Raw genomic sequence first — 24,493 nt, 5'->3', positions numbered from 1 at the left:
AGTGACGATGACGGATATCACGCTAACTTCTCCTGACACCGCCGCGCCCTCCGGTTCTTTCACGACGCCTGTGCTGGCCGTGAACGATCTGAGCGTCAGTTTCCATGGACGCAGTGGCCGCAATCTGGCGCTGAAAGGCGTCTCTTTTACGGTAAATAAAGGCGAAATTGTCGCCGTGGTGGGCGAAAGCGGCTCCGGCAAATCAGTGACTTCGCTGGCGGTGATGGGACTGCTGGCAAACTCCGCGACCATCGAGCGCGGCGGCGTGCAGTTTACTGGCCGCGACGGCAAAACCCGCGATTTGCTAAGTCTGAACAACGAGCAGCGCCGCCAGTTGCGCGGGCGCGATATGGCGATGATTTTTCAGGAGCCGATGACCTCGCTGAATCCGGTGCTGAAAGTCGGCGATCAGCTGACGGAAGCACTGCGCGATCATCAGTTGTGCGACAAACAAGCCGCCGATGTGAAAGCGCGTGAGTTGCTGCGCAAGGTGCGGATTGCCGATGTCGATCGCGTAATGAAAAGCTATCCCCATTCGCTGTCCGGCGGTATGCGCCAGCGCGTGATGATTGCGCAGGCGCTGGCCTGCGATCCGCAACTACTGATTGCCGATGAGCCGACCACCGCGCTGGATGTCACCGTGCAGGCGCGCATTCTGCAAATTCTGCGCGACCTGCAACAGCAGACCAATATGGCGGTGATGTTTATCACCCACGATATGGGAGTGGTGGCGGAAGTCGCCGATCGCGTGGTGGTGATGTACCGCGGTGAAGTGGTGGAGCAGGGCAGCGTTGAGCAAATTTTTACTGCGCCACAGCATGCTTACACCCAGTCGCTGCTGGCGGCGGTGCCGCGCCTCGGTGATATGCGCGACAGCCGCTGGCCAAAGCGCTTTCCGCTACTTGGTCAGCAGAGCGACAACGCCGGCGATCAGCAGATCACTGCTCGTTACGAAGAGAAACCGCTGCTGGATGTACGTGGACTGCGTGTCTACTACCCGGTGCGCAGCGGCGTGTTCTCTGCACTGACCCATCGCGTGCATGCGGTGGAGCAGATTGATTTCAGCCTGTGGCCGGGTGAAACACTGGCGATTGTCGGTGAGAGCGGCTGCGGCAAATCCACCACCGGTCGCGCGCTGCTGCGGCTGATCGACAGCCAGGCCGAAAGTATTCTGTTCCGTGGCGATGAAATTTCCCACCTGAAAGAGCAGGCATTTCAGCCGCTGCGCCGCGAAATGCAGATGGTGTTTCAGGATCCCTACGCCTCACTGAATCCACGCTTAACTGTCGGCTTTACCATTGCCGAACCGCTGCTGCTGCACGGACTGGTGAAATCGCTGGAAGAAGCGACGCCGCAGGTGCAGGAACTGCTTAAAAGCGTTGGTCTGTTGCCGGAGCATGCCAGCCGTTATCCCCATGAGTTTTCTGGCGGTCAGCGCCAGCGTATCGCCATCGCCCGCGCGATGTCGCTGCAACCGCAGGTGATTATCGCCGATGAGGCCGTTTCGGCGCTGGACGTGTCGATTCAGGCGCAGGTGGTCAATCTGATGATGGATCTGCAGAAAAGCACCGGTGTGGCATGGATTTTTATCTCCCATGACATGGCGGTAGTTGAACGTATCGCCAACCGTGTGGCGGTGATGTACCTCGGACAGATTGTTGAAATCGGCCCGCGTCAGTCGGTATTTAATCATCCACAACATCCTTATACCCGACGTCTGCTGTCATCGGTGCCGGTTGCCGATCCGCTGAATCGTGCGCTGCGCACCTTCGATGACAGTGAAATCCCTTCGCCGCTGCGCAAAGTTGGCACTGAGGTGGAGAAAACCCGTTATCGCCAGGTGGCCGAGCAGCACTGGGTTGCCGAAGGCGCATTTTCGCAAGCATAACTTTTCATCAGGAGAGACACCATGAAAGCCATACTTCGCCGTTCTGCCGTCGCCCTCGCGCTGTCATTGTGTCTGGCGGCTGTTGCCCAGGCACAGGATTTACGTATTTCGGCCTATGTCGATATTACCGGGATGGATCCGCACGATACCTCCGATAACGCCAGTTATTCGGTGCAGAGCGGCGTATTTGAGCGTCTGTTCCAGTTCGACAGCCAGATGAAACTGACGCCGTGGCTGGCGACCGATTACACCAGCAATGAAAATGCCACCGAGTTTGTGCTGAATCTGCGCAGCGGTGTGACCTTCCAGGATGGTACGCCTTTTGATGCCGCGGCGGTAAAAACCAACCTTGACCGGCTGGCCGATCAGACCAAAGGTCTGAAACGTAACAGCCTGTATAAGATGATTAAAACTGTCACCGTGGTTTCACCAACTCAGGTGAAAGTGGAGCTCAACCAGTCGTTTGGCGCCTTTATTAACACCCTGGCTCACCCTTCGGCAGTGATGTGGAGCCCGGCGGTACTGGCGCAATACCCGGAAGAAGCGCAGCTGCGTCTGCACCCGGTCGGAACCGGTCCGTTTAAATTTGTCGAGTGGCAGCCAGGCAAACTGGTGAAACTGGTTAAAAACGACAAATACTGGAAGCAGGGCTGGCCGAAAGTGGACAGCGTTATCTTTACGCCAAGCCCGGAAGATGCCACCCGCGTTGCTGCACTGAAATCTGGCCAGGTGGATGCGATCTATCCGCTGCCAGCCGATTTGCTGGCTACCGTGCAGAACGACAGCAAACTGGCGGTACAGCGTGACCCGAGTATCTACCTCTACTATATGGCGCTCAATACCCAGCATAAGCCGCTGGCCGATGTGCGCGTCCGTCAGGCGCTGAACTATGCCGTTAATCGCGAGCTGTTTCTGAAAGTCGGCTTTGGCGGTATGGGTAAACCCGCCAGCTCAGCAATGCCGTCAGGCGTACAGTTCTATCAGAAACAGACCGATGTCGATTACAGCTACAACCCGGAGAAAGCCAAAGCGCTGCTGAAAGAGGCCGGTTATGGCAACGGCCTCGATCTGAAACTGTGGAGCACCAATACCACCGCCGCAGTACGTGTCGCGCAGTTTCTGAAACAGCAGCTTGGCGCCGTTGGCATTCGTGTCACCGTTACGCCAATGGATTCCGGTTCGCGTAACGCCAAACTGTGGGGCGTGAAGGATCCGAAGCAGGCAGAGTACGATCTCTACTACGGCGGCTGGTCTACCTCCACCGGTGATGCCGACTGGGCGCTGCGTCCGCTGTTTGCCACTGAGTCCTGGGTGCCAACCTCGTATAACGTCTCTTACTACAGCAATCCGGCGGTCGATAAAGCAATAGCCGGTGGTCTGGAAACCGCCGATCCGGCGAAACGCGCGGTGGCTTATGCCGAAGCACAGAAGCTGTTGTGGAAAGACGCCCCTGTCGCTTTCCTCGGCACGCCGGATAACCTGGTGGGTAAAAGTAAAAAGCTGGAAGGCGTATCGATGCTGGCTGACGGCAACCTGCTGTTTACCCAGGCCGAGTTTAAATAAACCATCGCTATGGTAGGGGAGCCGTTTTCGGCTCCCGTCTGGATGACGGCTACGGTGCAAACCATTGGCACGGGCGGCGATAACGTCGCCCCTACAGTGATAAAATTTTTAACCGACGAGAAATCACCATGTTTGCTTATATTGTCCGACGTCTGTTGGAAATGATCCCGGTACTGCTGGTGGTCTCGCTATTAGTATTTGGTTTTATCAAACTATTACCGGGCGATCCGGCGCGTATTTACGCCGGTCCGGACGCTACCATTGAAGCAATAGAAGCGGCGCGCCTGCACCTAGGGCTTAACGATCCGCTGCCGCAACAATATATTCACTGGCTGGGTGGTCTGTTTAAAGGCGACTTAGGTGTTACTTTTCGCACCCAGCAGCCGGTGACCGAAGTGATCGCCCAGGGCTTTATGCCGACGATGCTGCTGGCGCTGGCTGGTTTTGCCTGGTCAGTGATCCTCGGACTGATTATTGGCGTGATTGCTGCGCTAAAACGGGGGAAATGGCAGGACTGGACGCTGATGAGCTTCGCCGTCGGCGGTATCTCTATGCCGCCATTCTGGCTCGGCCTGCTGCTGGTGCAGTTTGTCGCTATGCCGTTTGGCCTGTTTTCGGTCAGCGGTTTTAATCAACCCAGCGATATTATTCTGCCCGCGTTAACCCTTGGTGCGTCAGTGGCGGCGGTAATGGCGCGCTTTACCCGATCGGCGTTTCTGGAAGTGGCACAGGAGGACTATGTGCGCACCGCCAAAGCCAAAGGGCTGCGCAGCCGGCTGGTCACCTGGAAGCATGTGATGCGTAATGCGCTGATTCCGGTTCTCACCATGCTTGGTCTGCAATTCGGTTTTTTGCTCGGCGGTTCGATTGTCGTCGAGAGCGTATTTAACTGGCCTGGCCTCGGCTGGCTGCTGATTGAATCGATCAAATCGCAGGATCAGCCGGTTATTCAGGCGCTGGTGATGCTGTTTGTGTTTGAATTTATTGTGATTAACTTGCTGGTGGATCTGCTGTATGCGGTGGTCAACCCGGCGATTCGTCTGCACCAGGAGCGATGATGACCTTACCAACTGAACCGGTGATCCCGGTGGTGACAGAGAAAAGCACTATCCGCTCGCCAGGTCGCGATTTTCTGCATGCTCTGGTGCGCAATCCGCTGGCGCTGGTCTCCGGTGGTTTTGTGCTGTTACTGCTGCTGGTGGCGATTTTTGCCCCGTGGCTGGCGCCGTGGGATCCGATGGAGCCGGACTGGATGGCGCTGTCGTCGCCACCTTCCGCCGCCCACTGGATGGGAACGGATGATCTCGGACGTGATGTACTGAGCCGGATTATTTATGGTGCGCGTATCTCGCTGTATATCGGCGTGCTGTCGGTGACGCTCGGCATGCTGGTGGGGATCTTTCTGGGACTGCTGGCGGGCTACTATGGCCGCTGGATCGATATGCTGATTATGCGTGCCTCCGACGTGCTGTTCGCCTTTCCGGGTATGCTGCTGGCGATTGCGGTGGTGGCGATCCTCGGTCCGGGACTGAATAACGTGATCATTGCGGTGGCGGTATTTAGCGTACCGGTGTTTGCCCGAATTGTGCGCGCCTCCACGCTGTCGCTGAAACAGGCCGCTTATGTGGAAGCGGTGCGCTGCGCCGGTGCGCCGGACCGCGTGATTCTGCTGCGTCATATTCTGCCCGGCACGCTGTCGAGCGTGATTGTCTATTTCACCATGCGTATCGGTACCAGTATTCTGACTGCGGCAGGACTGAGTTTTATCGGTCTGGGGCCGGAGCCGGATGTGCCGGAGTGGGGCAATATTCTGGCGATGAGCCGCAATATGATGATGGCCGGTTTATGGCATGTCAGCGTGTTTCCTGGCCTGGCGATTTTTATTACGGTACTGGCCTTCAACCTGCTGGGTGATGCGCTGCGTGATACACTCGATCCGAAACTGAAAAGCTGAGAAAAGTGATGGATTTTCAACAGATGCAGCGTGATTTGCTGCTGCAACGCTGGCGCGAAACGCGCAGCCTCGGGCAGCCGCGGATGGCCTGTGGGCCACGCAATACGCTGGCCGATGTGCCGGGCGTCTGTGTCGGACACAGTACCCTTGATGACGGTGACATTCAGACTGGCGTGACCGCGATTGTGCCGCCGGGCGATAACCTGTTTACCCGGCCGCTGCCCTGTGCGGCGGCGGTGCTGAATGGTTTTGCCAAACCGGTGGGGCTGGTGCAGCTGGAAGAGCTGGGCGTGCTGCAGACGCCGATTCTGCTAAGTAACACGCTGGCGGTCGGCACGCTGTTTACCGCGCTGGTGCGTGATGCCATCAGCCGCAACCCGGAGCTGGGCCGTAGTTTACCGACCGTCAATCCACTGGCGCTGGAGTGCAATGACGGCTGGCTGAATGATATTCAGGCACTGGCGGTGACTGAGGAGATGGCGCAACAGGCATTACGCACGGCAGATGCGGAGTTTGCCCGCGGCAGCGTTGGCGCAGGACGTGGGATGAGCTGTTTTAGCCTGAAGGGCGGAGTCGGCAGCGCCTCGCGGCTGATTCCTTCTCTGAATGCCACCCTTGGCGTGCTGGTGCTGGCGAACTTTGGCGCGTTAAATGCGCTGACGCTGGACGGCGTGCGCTTCGGCGCAGCGATTGAGCCGCTGCTGCCGGAACTGACGCCGCAGCGTGATGCCGGTTCAATCATCATCATTATGGCCACCGATGCGGCACTTGATGCGCGTCAGTTAAAGCGTGTAGCGAAGCGTGCAGGCGCCGGATTAGGGCGGTTGGGTAGTTACTGGGGCCACGGTTCCGGTGATATCGCCGTGGCATTTTCCACCCAGTCGCAACCAGAATCGCTGGCGGATGCGGCGCTGGAACCGCTGCTGGCGGCAGCGGCCGATGCCACCGAACACGCGGTGCTGGATGCCTTACTTAGCGCCGAAGCGGTGACCGGTTTCCGTGGTCATTCCCGCCCGGCGTTATGCGATATTCTCGATCGCCTTTGCTGAAGGAAGTAACCATGAAAATTTTTATCTCTGCCGATATTGAAGGCATTGCGGGTGTCATGCGCCCGGAGCAGTGCAGCCCGGGCACCGCCGAGTATCAGCTGGCGCGTGGCCTGATGGAACAGGAAGTGAATGCGGCGATTGACGGCGCTTTTGCCGGTGGCGCCAGCGAAGTGGTGGTAGCGGACAGCCATGCGGCAATGACCAATCTGCGCGCTGAAAATATTGACAGCCGCGCGCGGCTGGTGCAGGGCAAACCGCGCGGTTTATCGATGGTGGAAGGCCTGGAACAGCAGCAGTATGACGGCATGATGTTTATTGGTTATCACAGCGCGGCCGGAGAGTCTGGCGTGCTGGCGCATACCATTAACGGTCGGGCTTTTTACCGGGTGAAAATTAACGGTCAGGTGATGGGCGAGAGTGATATCTACGCCGCCGCCGGAGCAGAGCAGGGCTCGCCTCTGTGGCTGGTCAGTGGTGACGATACCTTGCAGACGTGGATTAATCAGCACTATCCATCAGTAAATTATGCTTGTGTTAAGCGGGCAATTTCCCAGACCTGCGCCGAATCATTAAGCCCGCCGGCGGCGCGCGAGGCGATTCGCGAAGCGGCGGCCAGCGCGGTGCGTCAGGCGAGCCAGGCGGCGACCACGCGGATTTCTGCGCCTTATCAGCTGGAATTAATGGTGGCGAAACCGGTGCTGGGCGATCTGTTTTGTCTGATCCCCGGGGTCGAGCGGATTGATGCCATTACGGTAGGTTATCGTGCAGAGAAGATGGCGACGCTGGTCAGTCTGCTTAGCGCGTTTTCCTATCTGGCGACCACGCAGAATTAAGATCGCTCTGTTTTGTAGGGGCGGCGTTCTCGCCGCCCGTGCCGATGGTTGCAGCGGGAGCCGATAACGGCTCCCCTGCATTATCCGGGCTAACGCACATACTTCACTATCCGGCTGCGATTCAGCAGCAAGCGAATGCCATCCTCTTCCCGCTGGATCACAAAGCGTTTTTCCCACGGACCATCCTGCGCAGTAGCCAGCACCCGGCCTTTACCCAGTGATACCAGGCTGGCGGTAATTGATGCCGGGCCGATCCCCATCAGCAATGAATCACCCTCGATATCAATCAGGCTGCGATATGCCGCCAGCTGCCAGCGCCCCTGCAACTGTTGCAGGGTGTCATCCGCTACCACCGGTACAAAACGCCGCGCCGCCAGACCGATCTCACCGGCAATGGCTGTACCATCCTGCGCCAGACGTATCGGGAAGGTAGAGGAGAGAGAGACCGCTTCACCCGGTACTGCGCTGCGATACAGGGTTTCACCGGCGCCAGTCCAGGTAGCAGTCACGCCGTTAATCTCCAGCCAGTCGCTGCCTTGTTCCGCCGCATAGATCCCGGGTTGCAGGTCATGACCTTTGTCCGGCAGGGATTCATCCAGCAGCGCCGCCATAATTTTTAAGGCGTTCTCAAAAGTGGTGACATCTTCACGATTGGCAACCAGCGCCAGTCCGACTTTCAGTTCAGGATGCAGCAGGAAATAGCTTTTATAACCGGCATGGGAACCACCGTGTCCCACCAGACGGTGGGTGCCAATCTGCGAATGCGCCACACCGAGGCCATAACCCGTTTCCCGGCCATCGGCTAAGTAGCGCGGAGCGCTCAGGCGCGCCAGTACGCCAGCGCCTGGCCCCTGGTCCGCCAGCAGCGCTTGTAACCAGCGGCTGAGATGGTTAATGCTGCCGGTGACGCTACCGGAAGCGGAAAGATGCAGTCCTGCGCTGGCCAGTTGCCACTGACTGCCCTGACGCCAGTAACCCGGCACCAGACCCGGCACAATATCAAACCAGCTTTCCGGCGCAGTCAGGCGAATATCCAGCGGCTGACAGATATGTTGTTGCAGCAGGTCGTTAAACAGGACGCCTTTGGCTTTCAGCGCCTCTTCCACCAGGCGATAGCCGGTATTGGAGTAGGAGACTTCGCTGCCGCAGGGATAGCTCAGGTCGCCGTTGCTGGCGACAAAATCCAGCAAGGACGCGGCGCTGGTGGCGTTATACACTGACAACCCCAGCAACGACAGGGTTTCGCGTACGTCCGGCAGACCGGAGGTCATATCCAGCGCCTGGCCGACGGTGACTTTCCCCGCATCGCCAGTCAGCTGCGGCAGATGCTGCTCCAGGCTGTCCTGCAAATTCAGCAGGTCGCTGGCCGGACCGCTGACCATAGCGGCGAACAGATGTTTCGTCACTGAGGCGAAACGCACCACGCTGTCGGCGCTGAACGGCGTCTGCTGGGCGAGGTCCGCGAGGCCACCGGCGTGGGTGGCGTGGATTTTTTTACCATCAAACAGGGTGATGGCGCCGCCCGGCGCGCCCGGCTGGTTCCAGCTGGCGGTCAGCCGGGCGGCGATATCGCTGGCGTGCTGCCAGTTTAGTTTCATGCGGGTTCCTCAAGAGTAATACTTAAGTCGAACAGTTCAGCCGTATGCGGATGCCGGATGCGCCGTGCGCGCAGATCGTCAGAGCTGAGTTGCTCCACCATCTGACCATGCTGCATAACCCCAATCCGCTGGCAGAGATGGGTCACTACCGCCAGGTTATGGGTCACCATAATATAGGTGAGCTTGCGCTCTTCACGCAGATCGCTAAGCAAATTAAGAATTTCCGCCTGTACCGAGACGTCCAGCGCCGAGGTCGGTTCATCCAGCAATAACACTTCCGGTTCAGCAATCATCGCGCGCGCAATCGCCACGCGCTGGCGCTGTCCGCCGGACAGCTGATGCGGATAACGAAAGCGTACCGCAGCAGGCAGACCGACTTCCTGTAACGCTGTAGCGATGCGCTGTTCAGCACGATCGAGGCGATGCACCAGCAGCGGCTCATGCAGAATGCGATCGATGGTCTGGCGCGGATGCAGTGAGCCATAGGGATCCTGGAACACCATCTGCACCTGGCGGAAGAAGCTGCGGCCACGATGGGCGGTCAGCTGCGTACCGCCAAATTCCAGCTTGCCCTGCCACTGATTATTCAGTCCGGCCAGTACGCGCAGAATGGTGGATTTGCCCGATCCGCTCTCGCCGACGATGCCAAAGCTTTCGCCATTGCCAACCTGAAAGCTGACGCCCTTAACCACTTCATGATCACCAAAGGCGATACGCAGGTTCTCGATATTAATCATATTTCATCCCGCCATGCGGCTTCACGTTTCATCACTGGCAGCCGATCGCGTGGATGGCGCAGTGAGGGCAGGCAGGCCAGCAAACCTTTGGTGTAAGGATGTTGCGCCTGCTGCAGCTGGCCCGCGTCCAGCATTTCGACAATCCGTCCGGCATACATTACCGCCACACGGTCGCAGAAGTGGGAAACCAGCGGCAGATCGTGACTGATTAAAATCAGTCCCATCCCGCGCTGTGACACCAGTTCATCAATCAGCTTCAGAATTTCCGCCTGCACGGTAGCATCCAGCGCGCTGGTCGGTTCATCGGCAATCAGCAGTTCCGGATCCGGCGCCAGCATCATGGCGATCATTACACGCTGGCCCATACCGCCGGAGACTTCATGCGGATAGCGTTTTGCCACCAGATCAGGATCGCGAATTTTCACCTGTTGCAACAGATCAATCGCCGCTGCCATTGCCGCTTTTTTGCTGCCGCCTTTATGCTCGCGCCAGGCTTCGGCAATCTGCTGGCCGATGGTCATTACCGGGTTAAGAGAATATTTCGGATCCTGCAAAATAAAGCCGACGCGCTTGCCACGGATTTTGCGCAGGGTTTTCTCGCTGGCACCGCGTAAATCGATGCCATCAAAGCTGAGTTTATCCGCCTGGATCTGTGCATTGCCGGGTAACAGCTGCATCAGGCTGCGCGCGGTCAGCGATTTGCCGGAGCCACTTTCACCGACAATGGCGAATTTCTCTTTGCCGACACTAAGGGATACACCGCGTACAGCCTCGAAACTTTCGGTGCGGCTGGCAAAGGTAATGCGCAGGTTTTCAATTTCGACCAGCATCTAGCGCTCCTTAGGATCGAGGACGTCCCGCAGGCCATCGCCGAGGAAGTTGAACGCCAGAGAGGTGAGGAAAATCGCGATACAGGGCATCAGTGGCACCCACCATTCGCTAAACAGGAAGCGACGGGCGGTGGCAATCATCGTACCCCATTCCGGTGACGGTGGCTGTGCACCCATGCCGAGGAAGCCAAGGCTGGCGGCGGTAATAATAATTGAGCTCATATCCAGCGTGACGCGCACAATCAGGCTCGGCACACACAGCGGCATCACATGGCGCAAAATAATACGCAGCGGTGAAGCGCCGGTGATACGGCTGGCGGCGATAAAGTCACTGTTACGAAACTGCAGGGTTTCAGCGCGCGCCAGACGGGCGTAGGGCGGCCAGGCAGTCAGGGCAATTGCCAGCACCGCACTTTCCACGCCGGGTTTCAGCGCGGCGACAAACGCCAGCGCCAGAATCAGCCGCGGGAAGGCGAGGAAGATATCGGTCAGACGCATCAGCGTTTTGTCTAACCAGCCGCCGACATAACCGGCGATACAGCCAATCAGCAGGCCCAGTGGCGCGGTCAGCAGCACCACGGCAATCACCATGCCCAGCGTGGTGCGTCCGCCAAAGATAATCCGTGTCCAGACGTCGCGTCCCAGCTCATCGGTGCCCAGCCAGTGCTGGAGAGAGGGCGCGGCCAGCCGGTTCGTCAGATCCTGGGTACCCGGCGTGTAAGGCGTCAGCAGCGGGGCGAGCAGTGACAGCAGCAGCACCGCCAGAATCACCAGCAGACCAGACATCGCCAGCGGGTTTTCGCGCAGGCCAAGCCATAAACGATAGCGTCGGCCCCACACCGCCTGACGGCGGGTAGCGGGAGTTTCATCGAGCAACCATGCTCTTGTCAGAGATTTCATTTTACGCGCGGATCCCAAAGTCGGTAGAGGAGGTCGGCGAGCTGGTTCAGCAGGACGTAAGTCGCGCCGACCAGCAGCGTAGCGCCAACCACCGGGTTCATATCAGCATTCATCAGCGAAGTGGTGAGGTATTGGCCGAGTCCCGGCCAGGCAAAGACATTTTCCGTCACCACCGCACCTTCCAGCAGTCCGGCGTAAGTCAGCGCCAGCACCGTGACCAGCTGCACCGCGACGGTAGGGAAGGCGTGACGCCAGATCACCCGCCGCGAGGACAGCCCTTTAGCGCGTGCGGTAATGACAAACTCGCCGCTCAGCGCATTCAGCATAAAGGTGCGCGTCATACGTGTGATATAGGCCATGCTGAAGTAAGCAAGGATCAATACCGGCTGCGCCATATGCGCCAGCGCATCCCAAAACGCCTCATAATCGCCGGCCAGCAGCGAATCGACGGTAAGCAAGCCGGTGACCTGCGGCACCATATCCTGGAAGATAATGTCCTGACGACCCGGGCCAGGCGCGATGCCGAGTACCGCATAGAAAATCAGCAGGCTCAGCAATGCCAGCACAAATACCGGCAGCGAGTGTCCGGCAAGACAGACCACGCGGATAATCTGGTCGAGGGTTTTGCCCTGACGCACCGCAGCCCAGACGCCAAGCGGAATGCCGACAATCGCCGCAATAATAATCGCCGCCGTCGCCAGTTCCAGCGTCGCCGGGAAGAAGCGGGCGATATCGGTGGTGACTTCGTTGTGGGTCAGCACTGAACGACCTAAATCGCCGTGCAACAGTTGATTAAGATAGTGGCCAAACTGCATGTACAGGGGCTGATCCAGCCCCATTTCTTGTCTGACACGTTCCACGACCGACTGCGGTGCGTTATCACCCACCGCAGCCAGCACCGGATCGGTCGGCATTACCCGACCGATAAAGAACGTTAATACTGACAAACCAAACAGCGTCAGCACCAGGCTGCTCAGCGTGCTGAGTAAACGTTTAAACGACGACATTACGCTTTTTTCACCTGCTCAAACGGGTTGTCGCGCAGTACAGTCATATGCACGCCGGTGATGTTTTTACCGCAGGCGATGTTTTTCACATCCTGCATCATCTCGATAAACGGACTTTTTTCACGGTGTTCACGCTGAATCTGCTCATACAAGGCAATGCGTTTTGCCGGATCGGCTTCATGCAGCGCGGCGACAGTCATTTTGTTAAATGCATCGTCTGACCAGCCGCAACGCCAGGCGAGCGTACGGTTCCGCGCGCCGCTGCTGTTGTCGGTATTGACGCAGAATGCTTCGGTGTTGGAGTTTGGATCGAAATAGTCCGCGCCCCAGGCGGTCAGCGCCAGCTGATGGGTACGGGCGCGCATTTTGGTCAGAACCTGACGGTTTTCCGAAGAGATCAGCGACACTTTGATGCCCACTGCGCCCAGCTGAGTTTGCAGCGCCTGCGCGATATCCGGGTAAGGCTGTGCCGAGTAGTGATCGAGGGTGATCTCAAAGCCATCTGCATAGCCCGCTTCGGCCAGCAGCGCTTTGGCTTTGGCGGCATCGACTTTAAATGGCTGATCGTCCAGCGCCGCCGGGAAGCCGGAAGGCAGGAAGCTCTGATGCACTTTGTGCGTCAGCGGCAGAATATTTTGCTGTATGCTGTTGTAGTCAATTGCCCATTTCAGCGCCTGCCACACCTGTGGCTTTTGCAGATGCTCATTGGTGGTATTGCATGACATCAGCATGATGGTGGAAACATCAGTCTTATAGACATTGAAGTTTTTGTCACCCTGCAACGGTTTCAGCTGTTCGGTAGTCAGATCGCGGGCGATATCGACATCGCCTTTCTGCAGCATCAGCAGCTGAGCGGAAGGATCGGTGATATGTTTGATAATCACGCGTTTGGTGGTGCTCTTCGACGGGCTGTGCGGGTTTTTTTCGAGGATAATGCTTTCACTGGCTTTCCACGCGCGCAGGGTGAACGGGCCGGAACCAGCGCTCTGCTGTTTCATCCAGCCATTACCCAGATCGCCGGCCTGCTGATTGGCCAGCGCCGCTTTCTTCTGCACTACGCTACCTACCGGCGCTGACAGGCAATAGAGCAGGAAGGTTTCCGCTGCCGGTTCGGCGAGATTCAGCACCAGCGTACTGGCATCCTTCGCCACGATCATCTGTTCAACGTTATCTTTGGTAAAACCAAACTGATTGATAATAAACGCCGGACTTTTATCCAGTTTCACCACGCGCTGCAATGAGAAAGCGGCATCTTCAGCGGTCAGCGGGCTGCCATCGGAAAATTTCACCGACGGGTCCAGATGGAAGGTAAAGGTTTTGCCGTCGCTGCTGACTTCCCAGCTTTTTGCCAGCTCGCCTCTGATTTCACTTGGTTTTTCCGGGTTTGGCATCACCAGACGTTGATAGAGGTTGCCAGTCACTTCAGAGCCAATCGCTTCAAAGCTTTCTGCCGGATCCAGACTGGTCATATTGTCGATCTGCATCGCCATTACCAGCATGCTGGCCGGGGTGGCGGCAAAGGCGCTGCTGCTGTTCAGACTAAGATAAGAAAGAAACGGAACCGCTGAGCATCCTGCAAGAAAACGTCTTCTGGTAACCATGGTATCTCCAACTGGTTGATATTTAATATTATTTTTAAGTATAAGCGTCGTTTTCGCCTTGACTTCTGTCAGAAGGCGGTGGTTAATATTGTCAGGAGCAACTTATTTTCTCCGGCGACAAAAGATGCCTCTTTTCAGTGCAAGCGCCTGTGCGCATGCGCGTTTATGATGCATTGTCTTCTACCGCTTATCCGTTCACGGGACTTCAACTTATGTCTGATACGCTATTTTCTGACGCCGACCTTGTGCCGGTTTTTGACGGTCACAATGATGTGCTGCTGCGCCTGTGGCGCTCACACGCTGCCGATCCGGTTGGCGCTTTTCTGCAGGGTCCTGCTGCGGGCCAGATGGATTTACCGCGTATCAGACAGGGCGGTATGGCCGGTGGTCTGTTTGCGACTTATGTCCCAACGGGGGGAGTTAAGGCAAGAAATGTGCCAGGCAAGTTAAATTTCACCGATGTGCCTGAAACACCATCGATTGAAGAAGCGCGGAATATCACTTTTTCGATGCTAAACACATTAATTCGCATCGAAAAAAATTCTAATGGCCAGGCCAGAATCTGCCGTACCGCAGCGGATATTCGTCACAGTATTGAAAACAAGGTGCTGGCGATGGTGATGCACATTGAAGGTGCAGAGGCGCTGGATGCCGATCTCGAGTTGCTGGACGTCTTGTACGCGGCCGGGTTACGCACCCTTGGCCCGCTGTGGAGCCGACCCAATATTTTTGGCGATGGCGTGCCGTTCCGCTTCCCTTCATCACCGGATATTGGCGCCGGTCTGACGGAGGCCGGATTACGGCTGGTGCGTGCCTGCAACCAGCTGCGCATTATGGTCGACTTGTCGCATATGGATGAGAAGGGCTTCTGGCAAACCGCCACTATCTCCGACGCGCCGCTGGTGGCCAGCCACTCCAATGCCCATGCGCTCTGTGCGCAGTCACGCAATCTTACCGATAAACAACTGGCGGCAATCCGCGAACGCAACGGCTTTGTCGGCGTGAATTTTGGCACCATGTTCCTGCGTGAAGATGGCAAAAAGAGTCCCGATGCCACCGTGGATGAGATTGTGCGTCATGTGGATTATCTGCTGGAAAAAGTCGGCGAAGAGGGCGTGGGTTTTGGTTCCGATTTTGACGGCACCACTATTCCGCCGGATATGAAAGATGTCGCCGGTCTGCCGCTATTAGTGAAGGCGCTGGCGCAACGTGGTTACGACCGCGCGTTGCTGGAGAAAATCTGTTATCGCAACTGGGTCAGGGTGCTGGAAGCCACCTGGGGTGAATAAACGCTAAACGGGCGCGGGTTCGGCACTATCCTTGCATTGCTTATGCTCAGGATAAGTTAAGCGAGACCTGACCTTATGCGTTTGCGTCATATCGAAGTTTTTCAGGCCATTGTGCAGAGCGGCTCCATCAGCGGCGCGGCGCGCTTGTTAAATGTGTCACAACCCAATGTCAGTCGCGTGCTGAATCACGCCGAGCAGCAGCTGGGGTTTGCGCTGTTTGAGCGCCGTGCGCAGGGGATGGTAGTCACCGCCGAAGGACGCCGGTTGCTGCCGGAAGTGGATGAGTTATATCAGCGTCTGCAAGTGATTAGTCAGCTGACCGATCAGTTACGGCGCGGTGAAGGGCAGACCGTGCGGCTCGGCGCCGCGCATGCCTTTGGCCAGATGGTGCTGGCGCCGGCGCTGGTGGCTTATCGTCAGCAGGCTTCGTCGGTGAATGTGGAACTGGTGACCGAGCATTTCAGTGCCCTGTGCCACAGTCTGCTAAACGACGAGCTCGATTTTGCACTGGCCTTTGGGCAGCAGGTGCATGCTGATTTGCTGGCGGAGCCGCTGTTTCAGTCGTCAATGGTGGCGGTATTGCCGCTGAACAGCCCGCAAAGCGGTGCGGTGACGCTGGAGTGGCTGTGTCAGAACAACCTGTTAATGATGCAGCAGCAGGATCCGCTGGGGCGTGTGTTACATCGCGCGCTGCGTGATAAAGCGCTGCAACCGGCAGTATCGCTGTCGATTAAAACCTATTCGGTGATTGCGGATATGACACTGGCGGGAGGCGGTGTGGGGATTGTTGATCTGTTTACCGCCTGTCGCTATGTCGGTCAGCTGAAAATTCTGCCAATTGCGCAGCCGTTGCCGTTTGAGGTGATGCTGATTAGCCGCCGCGATCGGCCACAATCGCAATCTACTTTGCAACTGAAGCAGGTGATTCGCCAGAAGCTGTGGGATATCGCACGCCAGTGCGAGACGCTGTTTTTGACGCCAGCGGTGTAAAAAAAAGGGCGGCGAGAACGCCGCCCCTACACCAGATCCATGTAGGGGCGGCGTTCTCGCCGCCCGCGTATTACAATATTACTTGTCCTGTTTCAGCTGCGAAGCGAATTCACGCTTATCGTAACCGGTGTACAGCTGACGTGGACGGGCAATTTTAATGCCGTCGTCATGCATCTCTTTCCAGTGCGCAATCCAGCCAACGGTACGCGCCATAGCGAAGATCACGGTAAACATCGACGACGGAATACCCATCGCTTTCAGAATAATACCTGAGTAGAAATCGACGTTTGGATAGAGTTTACGCTCAATAAAGTACGGGTCGTTCAGCGCAATATGTTCCAGCTCCATGGCTACTTCCAGCAGGTCATCTTTCATACCCAGCTCGTTCAGCACTTCATGGCAGGTTTCACGCATTACGGTGGCGCGCGGATCGTAGTTTTTGTAAACGCGATGGCCAAAGCCCATCAGGCGGAAAGAGTCATTTTTGTCTTTCGCACGTTTCACAAACTCAGGGATATGATCGACGCTGCTGATCTCTTCCAGCATGCGCAGACAGGCTTCGTTGGCGCCGCCATGCGCCGGTCCCCACAGCGAGGCGATACCCGCCGCGATACAGGCGAAAGGATTGGCGCCCGAAGAACCGGCAGTACGCACGGTTGAAGTCGAGGCGTTCTGTTCGTGATCGGCATGCAGCACCAGAATACGGTCCATGGCGCGTTCCAGCACCGGATTCACCACATACTCTTCGCACGGGGTAGAGAACATCATATTGAGGAAATTACCCGCGTAGGAGAGGTCGTTACGTGGATAAACAAACGGCTGGCCAATCGAGTATTTGTAACACATCGCGGCGACCGTCGGCATTTTCGACAGCAGACGGAATGCGGCGATTTCGCGATGGCGTTCAATGTTTACATCTAATGAATCGTGGTAAAACGCCGCCAGCGCGCCGGTAACACCGCACATCACCGCCATAGGGTGTGAGTCGCGACGGAAACCCATAAACAGACGATTAATCTGTTCATGAATCATGGTGTGACGGGTGACGGTAGTACGGAATTCATCAAACTGCGCCTGCGTCGGCGCTTCGCCGTTCAGCAGGATGTAGCACACTTCCAGGTAATTAGAGTGCAAAGCGAGTTGGTCAATCGGAAAACCGCGGTGCAGCAGAATGCCTTCATCGCCATCAATATAGGTGATTTTGGATTCGCAGGACGCAGTTGAGGTAAAGCCCGGGTCAAACGTAAACAGGCCATGCGAACCCAGGGCCCGAATGTCAATTTCGTCTTCACCAAGCGTACCTTGCAGCACGTCTAGCTCAATAGGAGCTTCGCCATCTCGGGTTAGCGTCGCTTTTTTATCAGCCATTACAGTCTCCTTAGCGCCTTATTTGTAGGGATCTTTGACACCTTGACTGGCTATCATACCCGGATTGCTTGCGTAGAGATGCAGTCTATCGACTCTGTGGCATGGTGTATCTTGCAGGGTACAGAGCGATGGGCGCTTACAAGCGAGGGTCCGTCTGGCATGACATGCTGCGTTACACGGTTGTTAAAGATCCGGTCTGGACATTATTGTTCTCGTAACCATTACCTGATGCTTTCGGGTGGCTCACCCAATCAATGTTACATAACTTACGCTTAGGGGAAAGTGTATCCCCATAACTTTTGTGCATCATAGGGTTTTCAATTATTCGTTTGTAACAGGAATGTTGAACTTTTGTCAAATCAGATAATTAAATTTGTATAAATTGTGAAAATCGTGAGGTTGATCACTGTTCAACCTAAATGTTCCCAAACAGTTTGTAGGGGAATTGTAATAAGAATGTGATCCCCCTATACTTCGGCCAGGTCTCCGGAATACCCTGCAGTAGGAGCCACCCAGCGTTTCATACGCGTCGTTTTGACACTGGACGTTGCAGTTTTAGTGCCTGGCGCTGTGCTTTCGATTGTTAACGCTGTCTGACCCCCTTCAGGACCGGAGGAAGCAAAATAAGAAAGGCTGTGTGGGCAAAACCGTGAAAAAACAAAGACCTGTCAACTTGGATCTCACTACGATCCGGTTTCCCGTTACTGCGATAGCGTCCATTCTCCACCGCGTCTCCGGCGTGATCACTTTTGTGGCTGTCGGTATTCTGCTCTGGCTACTGGGTCTCTCTCTCTCATCACCCGAAGGCTTCCTGCAGGCATCCGCCGTTATGGACAGCTTTTTTGTTAAATTCATCGTATGGGGCATTCTGACTGCGCTGGCTTATCACATTGCCGGTGGCATTCGCCATATGCTGATGGATTTTGGTTACCTTGGTGAAACGCTGCAAATTGGCACGCGTTCCGCTCAGATAACTTTTGGTCTCACCGTCGTGCTTTCAATTCTGGCAGGAGTCCTCGTATGGTAAGCAATGCTTCTGCACTGGGGCGTAATGGTATACATGACTGGTTGCTGTTACGTGCCGCGGCCATGGTTATTACTCTCTATGTGCTCTATATCCTCGGTTTCCTCGTGGTGTCAGATACCCTGACCTACGATATCTGGCGTGGATTTTTTGCCTCCTCATTCACCAAAGTATTCACTCTTCTGACGCTATTATCGATTCTGGTTCATGGCTGGATTGGTATGTGGCAGGTGCTGACTGATTACGTCAAACCGGTTGGCTTGCGACTGATGTTGCAGCTGGTGGTGGTGCTGGCGTTGTTGGTGTATGCATTTTATGGAACTGTTGTGGTGTGGGGTGCTTAATGAAATTGCCAGTCAGAGAATTTGACGCCGTTGTGATCGGCGCTGGCGGTGCAGGCATGCGTGCCGCGCTGCAGATTTCCCAATCGGGCAAAACCTGTGCCCTGTTGTCAAAAGTCTTTCCTACCCGTTCCCATACCGTGTCTGCGCAGGGCGGTATTACCGTAGCGCTGGGTAACACCCATGAAGATAACTGGGAATGGCATATGTACGATACCGTCAAAGGTTCCGACTATATCGGTGACCAGGACGCAATTGAATATATGTGTAATACCGGCCCGGAAGCGATTCTGGAACTGGAGCATATGGGATTGCCATTTTCCCGTCTCGACGATGGCCGCATCTATCAGCGTCCGTTCGGCGGCCAGTCGCTGAACTTCGGCGGCGAGCAGGCGGCGCGTACCGCCGCGGCGGCTGACCGTACCGGTCACGCCTTGCTGCATACGCTGTATCAGCAGAACCTGAAAAATAAAACCACTATCTTCTCGGAATGGTATGCGCTGGATCTGGTGAAAAACGCCGATGGCGCAGTGGTCGGCTGTACCGCGCTGAATATCGAAGATGGTGAAGTGGTCTACTTTAAAGCGCGCGCTACGGTGCTCGCCACCGGCGGTGCCGGTCGTATTTATCAGTCCACCACCAATGCGCATATCAATACCGGTGACGGTGTCGGTATGGCGCTGCGCGCCGGCGTACCGGTGCAGGATATGGAAATGTGGCAATTCCACCCAACCGGTATCGCTGGCGCCGGGGTGCTGGTCACTGAAGGTTGCCGTGGTGAAGGGGGTTACCTGCTGAATAAGCATGGCGAGCGCTTTATGGAGCGTTATGCTCCTAATGCCAAAGATCTTGCCGGTCGGGACGTAGTGGCGCGCTCAATTATGATCGAAATCCGTGAAGGCCGTGGCTGTGAAGGTCCATGGGGCCCGCATGCGAAACTGAAACTGGATCACTTAGGTAAAGACGTGCTGGAATCCCGTCTGCCGGGCATTCTGGAGCTGTCGCGCACCTTTGCTCATGTCGACCCGGTGAAAGAGCCAATCCCGGTGATCCCGACCTGCCACTATATGATGGGCGGTATTCCGACCCGGGTGACTGGTCAGGCGCTGACGGTAAACGATCAGGGCGAAGATGTGGTTGTGCCGGGCCTGTTTGCGGTCGGTGAAATCGCCTGCGTATCGGTGCATGGCGCTAACCGTCTGGGCGGCAACTCGTTGCTCGATCTGGTGGTGTTTGGCCGTGCCGCGGGTCTGCATCTGCAGGAATCTATCGAGCAGCAGGGTGAACTGCGTGACGCCAGTGAAGCGGAGATCGATGCTTCCCTGGCGCGTCTCAATCGCTGGAACAATAACGTTACCGGCGAAGATCCGGCGGAGCTGCGCAAAGCGTTGCAGGCCTGTATGCAGAATAACTTCTCGGTATTCCGCGAAGGTGATGCGATGGCCAAAGGTCTGCAGGAGCTGAAAGTGCTGCGCGAGCGCCTGAAGAATGCCCGTCTGGATGACCGTTCCAGCGACTTTAACACCCAGCGTGTTGAGTGCCTGGAGCTGGATAACCTGATGGAAACGGCGTATGCCACAGCGGTCTCCGCTAACTATCGTACCGAAAGCCGTGGCGCCCATAGCCGCTTCGACTTCCCGGATCGTGATGATGCCAACTGGTTGTGCCACAGCTTGTATCTGCCGGATAGCGAGAGCATGACGCGTCGTGAAGTGAATATGGCGCCGAAGCTCCGTGAAGCCTTCCCGCCGAAAGCGCGTACTTACTAGTTGCGGAGATAAGACGATGAGACTCGAATTTTCTATTTATCGTTACAACCCGGATGTTGATAACGCTCCGCGCATGCAGGAATACACGCTGGAGAGTGACGAAGGACGCGACATGATGTTGCTGGACGCACTGATGCGTCTGAAAGAGAAGGATCCGACGCTGGCGTTCCGCCGTTCCTGCCGTGAAGGAGTGTGCGGCTCCGACGGCCTGAATATGAACGGTAAGAATGGCCTCGCCTGTATCACGCCGGTTTCGGCGCTGGGCAATGGCACGAAGAAAATTGTTATTCGTCCACTGCCGGGATTGCCTGTTATTCGCGATCTGGTAGTAGACATGAGTCAGTTCTACACTCAATATGAGAAGATTAAACCTTACCTGTTGAATAATGGAGAGAATCCGCCTGCACGCGAACATCTGCAGGAACCGGAACAACGTGAAAAGCTGGATGGCCTGTACGAATGTATTCTTTGTGCCTGCTGTTCAACCTCATGCCCGTCATTCTGGTGGAACCCGGACAAATTTATCGGTCCGGCAGGGTTACTGGCGGCGTACCGTTTCCTGATTGACAGCCGTGATACAGAAACTGATGCGCGTCTTGACGATCTGAATGATGCTTTCAGCGTATTCCGCTGTCACAGCATTATGAACTGTGTGAGCGTATGTCCGAAGGGACTCAACCCGACGCGCGCCATCGGCCATATCAAGTCGATGCTGCTGCAGAGAGGCGCTTAACAGCGAGTTTTCCGGGAACCTCAGGGTTCCCGGATATTCAGGAAGCCTTTAAAAACGTTTGCGCGTGCAGCGATCGTTTTCAAAGGTTCCCTTACGGGCCGGGCGCCGATAGCGCACAGTGCTCGTATCGAACTTGTACTACGGCAAGCCGTTAACCCGGCAAAAAATGAAACCTCGAAAAAAAGCATAAAATGCTTAAGGGATCACAATGCAGAACAGCGCGATGAAGCCCTGGCTGGACTCCTCCTGGCTGGCCGGCGCGAACCAGTCCTACATAGAGCAGCTCTATGAGGATTTTCTAACCGATCCTGACTCTGTTGATGCTGCATGGCAGTCGTTATTCCAGCAGCTTCCTGGCACTGGGGTTAGACCTGAGCAATTCCACTCTGCAACGCGTGACTATTTCCGTCGTCTGGCGAAAGATGCTTCGCGTTACACCTCCTCTGTTACCGATCCGGAAACCAACTCCAAGCAGGTTAAAGTTCTGCAACTGATTAACGCGTTTCGTTTTCGCGGTCATCAGAGTGCAAACCTTGATCCGCTGGGCCTGTGGAAACAAGAAGCGGTGCCGGATCTCGATCCTGCGTTTCACGATCTGAGTGACGCGGATTTTCAGGAGACCTTTAACGTCGGCTCCTTTGCCATCGGTAAAGAGACCATGAAGCTCGCCGATCTCTTCGCGGCGCTTGAGCAGACTTATTGCGGATCGATTGGTGCAGAGTATATGCACATCACCAATACTGAAGAGAAACGCTGGATCCAGCAGCGCATCGAATCGGTAGTGGGACATGCCAGTTTCACCAATGAAGAGAAGAAAGGCTTTCTGAAACAGCTGACCGCTGCGGAAGGTCTGGAGCGTTATCTCGGGGCGAAATTCCCGGGCGCCAAACGCTTCTCCCTCGAAGGTGGTGACGCACTGGTGCCGATGCTTAACGAAATGATTCGTCATGCCGGTAAGAGCGGAACCCGTGAAGTAGTATTAGGTATGGCGCACCGCGGTCGTCTGAATGTTCTGATTAACGTGCTCGGTAAAAAGCCGCAGGATCTGTTCGACGAATTCTCCGGTAAGCATAAAGAGACGCTCGGCACCGGCGACGTTAAGTACCATATGGGCTTCTCGTCCGACGTGGAAACCGAAGGCGGTATGGTGCACCTGGCACTGGCGTTTAACCCGTCGCACCTTGAGATCGTTAGCCCGGTGGTGATGGGGTCAGTACGCGCCCGTCTGGATCGTCTCGACGAACCGAGCAGCAATAAAGTATTGCCAATCACCATTCATGGTGATGCCGCCGTAACGGGCCAGGGCGTGGTGCAGGAAACCCTGAACATGTCACAGGCGCGCGGTTATGAAGTTGGCGGTACGGTGCGTATCGTGATTAACAATCAGGTGGGTTTCACCACTTCCAACCCGAAAGACGCCCGTTCGACGCAGTACTGTACCGATATCGGTAAAATGGTACTGGCGCCGATTTTCCACGTTAATGCTGACGATCCTGAAGCGGTGGCCTTTGTTACCCGTCTGGCGTTGGATTTCCGTAACACCTTCAAACGTGACGTGTTTATCGATCTGGTCTGCTACCGTCGTCATGGTCATAACGAAGCGGATGAGCCAAGCGCCACCCAGCCACTTATGTACCAGAAGATCAAAAAGCACCCAACGCCACGTAAGTTGTATGCTGACAAGCTGGAAGGCGAAAAAGTCGCCAGCCTGGAAGATGCCACGGAAATGGTCAACCTGTACCGCGATGCGCTCGATGAGGGCGAATGCGTGGTGCCAGAATGGCGTCCGATGAGCCTGCACTCCTTCACCTGGTCACCCTATCTGAATCATGACTGGGACGAAGCCTGGCCGGACAAGCTGGATCTGAAACGTCTGCAGGAACTGGCTAAACGCATCAGCCATGTGCCGGAAAGCGTTGAGATGCAGTCGCGCGTGGCGAAAATCTACAACGACCGCGCAGCGATGGCCGCCGGTGAAAAGCCATTTGACTGGGGCGCGGCTGAAAACCTCGCCTACGCCACGCTGGTTGATGAAGGCATCCCATGCCGCCTCTCCGGCGAAGATATGGCGCGCGGCACCTTCTTCCACCGTCATGCGGTGATCCATAACCAGGCCAATGGCTCTACCTATACCCCGCTGCAACATATCCATAACGGACAGGGTGTATTTAAGGTATGGGATTCCGTGCTGTCGGAAGAAGCGGTGCTGGCGTTTGAGTATGGCTATGCTACCGCTGAGCCGCGCACTCTGACCATCTGGGAAGCGCAGTTTGGTGACTTTGCTAACGGCGCGCAGGTGGTTATCGACCAGTTTATCAGTTCCGGCGAACAGAAATGGGGCCGTATGTGTGGCCTGGTAATGCTGCTGCCGCACGGCTACGAAGGTCAGGGGCCGGAGCACTCCTCCGCGCGTCTGGAACGTTATCTGCAACTCTGCGCCGAGCAGAATATGCAGGTTTGCGTGCCTTCCACCCCGGCGCAGGTGTATCACATGTTGCGCCGTCAGGCACTGCGCGGCATGCGCCGTCCGCTGGTGGTGATGTCGCCAAAATCTTTGCTGCGCCATCCGCTGGCGATTTCGAGCCTGGAAGAGATGGCGACCGGCGGCTTTAAACCGGCGATCGGCGAGATTGATGACCTTGATCCGCAAGGGGTTAAACGCGTCGTGCTATGTTCTGGTAAGGTTTACTATGACCTGTTAGAGCAGCGCCGCAAAAACGAACAAACTGACGTGGCTATTGTACGTGTTGAACAGCTGTATCCGTTCCCGCATAAAGCGGTACAGGAAGCGTTGCAGCCTTATTCACATGTACATGATTTCGTCTGGTGTCAGGAAGAGCCGCTTAACCAGGGCGCCTGGTATTGCAGTCAGCATCACTTCCGTGAAGTTGTGCCATTTGCAGCTTCATTACGTTACGCCGGGCGTCCAGCATCCGCTTCACCGGCAGTTGGCTACATGTACGTTCACCAGAAACAGCAACAAGACCTGGTTAATGACGCGCTGAACGTTGATTAAATA

20 protein-coding genes are annotated in these 24,493 nt (G+C 56.1%); 13 read left to right on the top strand and 7 right to left on the bottom strand.

Annotated features, from left to right (window positions below; genetic code table 11):
• The first annotated feature begins 7 nt into the window (after positions 1-7).
• The 6 genes from N5923_RS05145 (at position 8) to N5923_RS05120 (ending at position 7,287) form a co-directional block, all read left to right on the top strand.
• The gene (locus tag N5923_RS05145; protein ID WP_267143466.1) at positions 8-1,888 is read left to right on the top strand and encodes an ABC transporter ATP-binding protein; all 1,881 of its coding nucleotides are present in this window, start codon (positions 8-10) and stop codon (positions 1,886-1,888) included.
• 21 nt (positions 1,889-1,909) lie between these two features.
• Entirely contained in the window at positions 1,910-3,451 is a 1,542-nt protein-coding gene (locus tag N5923_RS05140; protein WP_267143467.1) for a glutathione ABC transporter substrate-binding protein, read from the top strand.
• 128 nt (positions 3,452-3,579) lie between these two features.
• The gene (locus N5923_RS05135; protein WP_267143468.1) at positions 3,580-4,509 is read left to right on the top strand and encodes an ABC transporter permease; all 930 of its coding nucleotides are present in this window, start codon (positions 3,580-3,582) and stop codon (positions 4,507-4,509) included.
• Positions 4,509-5,405, top strand: coding sequence for an ABC transporter permease subunit (locus tag N5923_RS05130; RefSeq protein ID WP_267143469.1), 897 nt, complete (start codon positions 4,509-4,511; stop codon positions 5,403-5,405). Before N5923_RS05135 ends, N5923_RS05130 begins: the two co-directional genes overlap by 1 nt.
• An 8-nt stretch (positions 5,406-5,413) precedes the next feature.
• Positions 5,414-6,454, top strand: coding sequence for a DmpA family aminopeptidase (locus tag N5923_RS05125; RefSeq protein ID WP_267143470.1), 1,041 nt, complete (start codon positions 5,414-5,416; stop codon positions 6,452-6,454).
• An 11-nt stretch (positions 6,455-6,465) separates the two neighbouring features.
• Complete coding sequence (locus N5923_RS05120; protein WP_267143471.1) at positions 6,466-7,287, top strand: M55 family metallopeptidase; 822 nt, start codon at positions 6,466-6,468, stop codon at positions 7,285-7,287.
• An 89-nt stretch (positions 7,288-7,376) separates the two neighbouring features.
• On the opposite strand, the gene N5923_RS05115 is transcribed toward N5923_RS05120, so the two are convergent.
• The 6 genes from N5923_RS05115 to N5923_RS05090 are packed head-to-tail and all read right to left on the bottom strand — an operon-like array spanning position 7,377 to position 13,960.
• A complete protein-coding gene (locus N5923_RS05115; protein ID WP_267143472.1) occupies positions 7,377-8,885 on the bottom strand; it encodes a serine hydrolase domain-containing protein in 1,509 nt (502 codons plus the stop codon).
• Positions 8,882-9,622, bottom strand: a complete 741-nt coding sequence (locus N5923_RS05110) for an ABC transporter ATP-binding protein (RefSeq protein ID WP_267143473.1) — start codon at positions 9,620-9,622, stop codon at positions 8,882-8,884. The genes N5923_RS05115 and N5923_RS05110 overlap by 4 nt, the downstream gene beginning before the upstream one ends.
• Positions 9,619-10,452 (bottom strand): ABC transporter ATP-binding protein, encoded by an 834-nt coding sequence (locus N5923_RS05105; RefSeq protein ID WP_267143474.1) that lies wholly within the window; start codon positions 10,450-10,452, stop codon positions 9,619-9,621. The genes N5923_RS05110 and N5923_RS05105 overlap by 4 nt, the downstream gene beginning before the upstream one ends.
• On the bottom strand, positions 10,453-11,352 hold the full coding sequence (locus N5923_RS05100) for an ABC transporter permease (RefSeq protein ID WP_267143475.1): 900 nt from the start codon (positions 11,350-11,352) through the stop codon (positions 10,453-10,455).
• Entirely contained in the window at positions 11,349-12,359 is a 1,011-nt protein-coding gene (locus tag N5923_RS05095) for an ABC transporter permease (RefSeq protein ID WP_267143476.1), read from the bottom strand. Before N5923_RS05095 ends, N5923_RS05100 begins: the two co-directional genes overlap by 4 nt.
• A complete protein-coding gene (locus N5923_RS05090; protein ID WP_267143477.1) occupies positions 12,359-13,960 on the bottom strand; it encodes an ABC transporter substrate-binding protein in 1,602 nt (533 codons plus the stop codon). The genes N5923_RS05095 and N5923_RS05090 overlap by 1 nt, the downstream gene beginning before the upstream one ends.
• Positions 13,961-14,172: 212 nt before the next feature.
• On the opposite strand from N5923_RS05090, the gene N5923_RS05085 reads away from it, so the two are divergent.
• Positions 14,173-15,249 (top strand): dipeptidase, encoded by a 1,077-nt coding sequence (locus N5923_RS05085; RefSeq protein WP_267143478.1) that lies wholly within the window; start codon positions 14,173-14,175, stop codon positions 15,247-15,249.
• A 75-nt stretch (positions 15,250-15,324) separates the two neighbouring features.
• Positions 15,325-16,239, top strand: coding sequence for a LysR family transcriptional regulator (locus tag N5923_RS05080; RefSeq protein ID WP_267143479.1), 915 nt, complete (start codon positions 15,325-15,327; stop codon positions 16,237-16,239).
• Between the two features lie 78 nt (positions 16,240-16,317).
• On the opposite strand, the gene N5923_RS05075 is transcribed toward N5923_RS05080, so the two are convergent.
• The gene (locus tag N5923_RS05075; protein WP_267143480.1) at positions 16,318-17,607 is read right to left on the bottom strand and encodes a citrate synthase; all 1,290 of its coding nucleotides are present in this window, start codon (positions 17,605-17,607) and stop codon (positions 16,318-16,320) included.
• A 637-nt stretch (positions 17,608-18,244) separates the two neighbouring features.
• On the opposite strand from N5923_RS05075, the gene sdhC reads away from it, so the two are divergent.
• From sdhC to sucA, 5 genes are all read left to right on the top strand, one after another.
• Positions 18,245-18,634: a succinate dehydrogenase cytochrome b556 subunit gene (sdhC, locus tag N5923_RS05070; protein ID WP_267143481.1), complete on the top strand. Its 390-nt coding sequence runs from the start codon at positions 18,245-18,247 to the stop codon at positions 18,632-18,634.
• Complete coding sequence (sdhD, locus tag N5923_RS05065) at positions 18,628-18,975, top strand: succinate dehydrogenase membrane anchor subunit (RefSeq protein WP_017799196.1); 348 nt, start codon at positions 18,628-18,630, stop codon at positions 18,973-18,975. The genes sdhC and sdhD overlap by 7 nt, the downstream gene beginning before the upstream one ends.
• Complete coding sequence (gene sdhA, locus N5923_RS05060; protein WP_267143482.1) at positions 18,975-20,741, top strand: succinate dehydrogenase flavoprotein subunit; 1,767 nt, start codon at positions 18,975-18,977, stop codon at positions 20,739-20,741. Before sdhD ends, sdhA begins: the two co-directional genes overlap by 1 nt.
• A gap of 16 nt (positions 20,742-20,757) precedes the next feature.
• Complete coding sequence (locus tag N5923_RS05055) at positions 20,758-21,474, top strand: succinate dehydrogenase iron-sulfur subunit (protein ID WP_017799194.1); 717 nt, start codon at positions 20,758-20,760, stop codon at positions 21,472-21,474.
• Positions 21,475-21,682: 208 nt separating this feature from the next.
• Positions 21,683-24,490 carry a 2-oxoglutarate dehydrogenase E1 component gene (sucA, locus tag N5923_RS05050; RefSeq protein WP_267143483.1) on the top strand — a complete coding sequence of 936 codons (2,808 nt, stop codon included), beginning with the start codon at positions 21,683-21,685 and terminating at the stop codon, positions 24,488-24,490.
• Positions 24,491-24,493 lie beyond the last annotated feature (3 nt).

Origin of the sequence: Winslowiella arboricola (assembly GCF_025527015.1) — a bacterium.
GTDB classification, from domain to species: domain Bacteria; phylum Pseudomonadota; class Gammaproteobacteria; order Enterobacterales; family Enterobacteriaceae; genus Erwinia; species Erwinia arboricola.
This window is presented reverse-complemented; position numbering and strand designations above follow the sequence as displayed.

Coding starts and splice junctions, on each gene's coding strand:
- N5923_RS05145 (WP_267143466.1), top strand. CDS start 8: ATGACGGATATCACGCTAACTTCTCCTGACACCGCCGCGCCCTCCGGT.
- N5923_RS05140 (WP_267143467.1), top strand. CDS start 1,910: ATGAAAGCCATACTTCGCCGTTCTGCCGTCGCCCTCGCGCTGTCATTG.
- N5923_RS05135 (WP_267143468.1), top strand. CDS start 3,580: ATGTTTGCTTATATTGTCCGACGTCTGTTGGAAATGATCCCGGTACTG.
- N5923_RS05130 (WP_267143469.1), top strand. CDS start 4,509: ATGACCTTACCAACTGAACCGGTGATCCCGGTGGTGACAGAGAAAAGC.
- N5923_RS05125 (WP_267143470.1), top strand. CDS start 5,414: ATGGATTTTCAACAGATGCAGCGTGATTTGCTGCTGCAACGCTGGCGC.
- N5923_RS05120 (WP_267143471.1), top strand. CDS start 6,466: ATGAAAATTTTTATCTCTGCCGATATTGAAGGCATTGCGGGTGTCATG.
- N5923_RS05115 (WP_267143472.1), bottom strand. CDS start 8,885: ATGAAACTAAACTGGCAGCACGCCAGCGATATCGCCGCCCGGCTGACC.
- N5923_RS05110 (WP_267143473.1), bottom strand. CDS start 9,622: ATGATTAATATCGAGAACCTGCGTATCGCCTTTGGTGATCATGAAGTG.
- N5923_RS05105 (WP_267143474.1), bottom strand. CDS start 10,452: ATGCTGGTCGAAATTGAAAACCTGCGCATTACCTTTGCCAGCCGCACC.
- N5923_RS05100 (WP_267143475.1), bottom strand. CDS start 11,352: ATGAAATCTCTGACAAGAGCATGGTTGCTCGATGAAACTCCCGCTACC.
- N5923_RS05095 (WP_267143476.1), bottom strand. CDS start 12,359: ATGTCGTCGTTTAAACGTTTACTCAGCACGCTGAGCAGCCTGGTGCTG.
- N5923_RS05090 (WP_267143477.1), bottom strand. CDS start 13,960: ATGGTTACCAGAAGACGTTTTCTTGCAGGATGCTCAGCGGTTCCGTTT.
- N5923_RS05085 (WP_267143478.1), top strand. CDS start 14,173: ATGTCTGATACGCTATTTTCTGACGCCGACCTTGTGCCGGTTTTTGAC.
- N5923_RS05080 (WP_267143479.1), top strand. CDS start 15,325: ATGCGTTTGCGTCATATCGAAGTTTTTCAGGCCATTGTGCAGAGCGGC.
- N5923_RS05075 (WP_267143480.1), bottom strand. CDS start 17,607: ATGGCTGATAAAAAAGCGACGCTAACCCGAGATGGCGAAGCTCCTATT.
- sdhD (WP_017799196.1), top strand. CDS start 18,628: ATGGTAAGCAATGCTTCTGCACTGGGGCGTAATGGTATACATGACTGG.
- sdhA (WP_267143482.1), top strand. CDS start 18,975: ATGAAATTGCCAGTCAGAGAATTTGACGCCGTTGTGATCGGCGCTGGC.
- N5923_RS05055 (WP_017799194.1), top strand. CDS start 20,758: ATGAGACTCGAATTTTCTATTTATCGTTACAACCCGGATGTTGATAAC.
- sucA (WP_267143483.1), top strand. CDS start 21,683: ATGCAGAACAGCGCGATGAAGCCCTGGCTGGACTCCTCCTGGCTGGCC.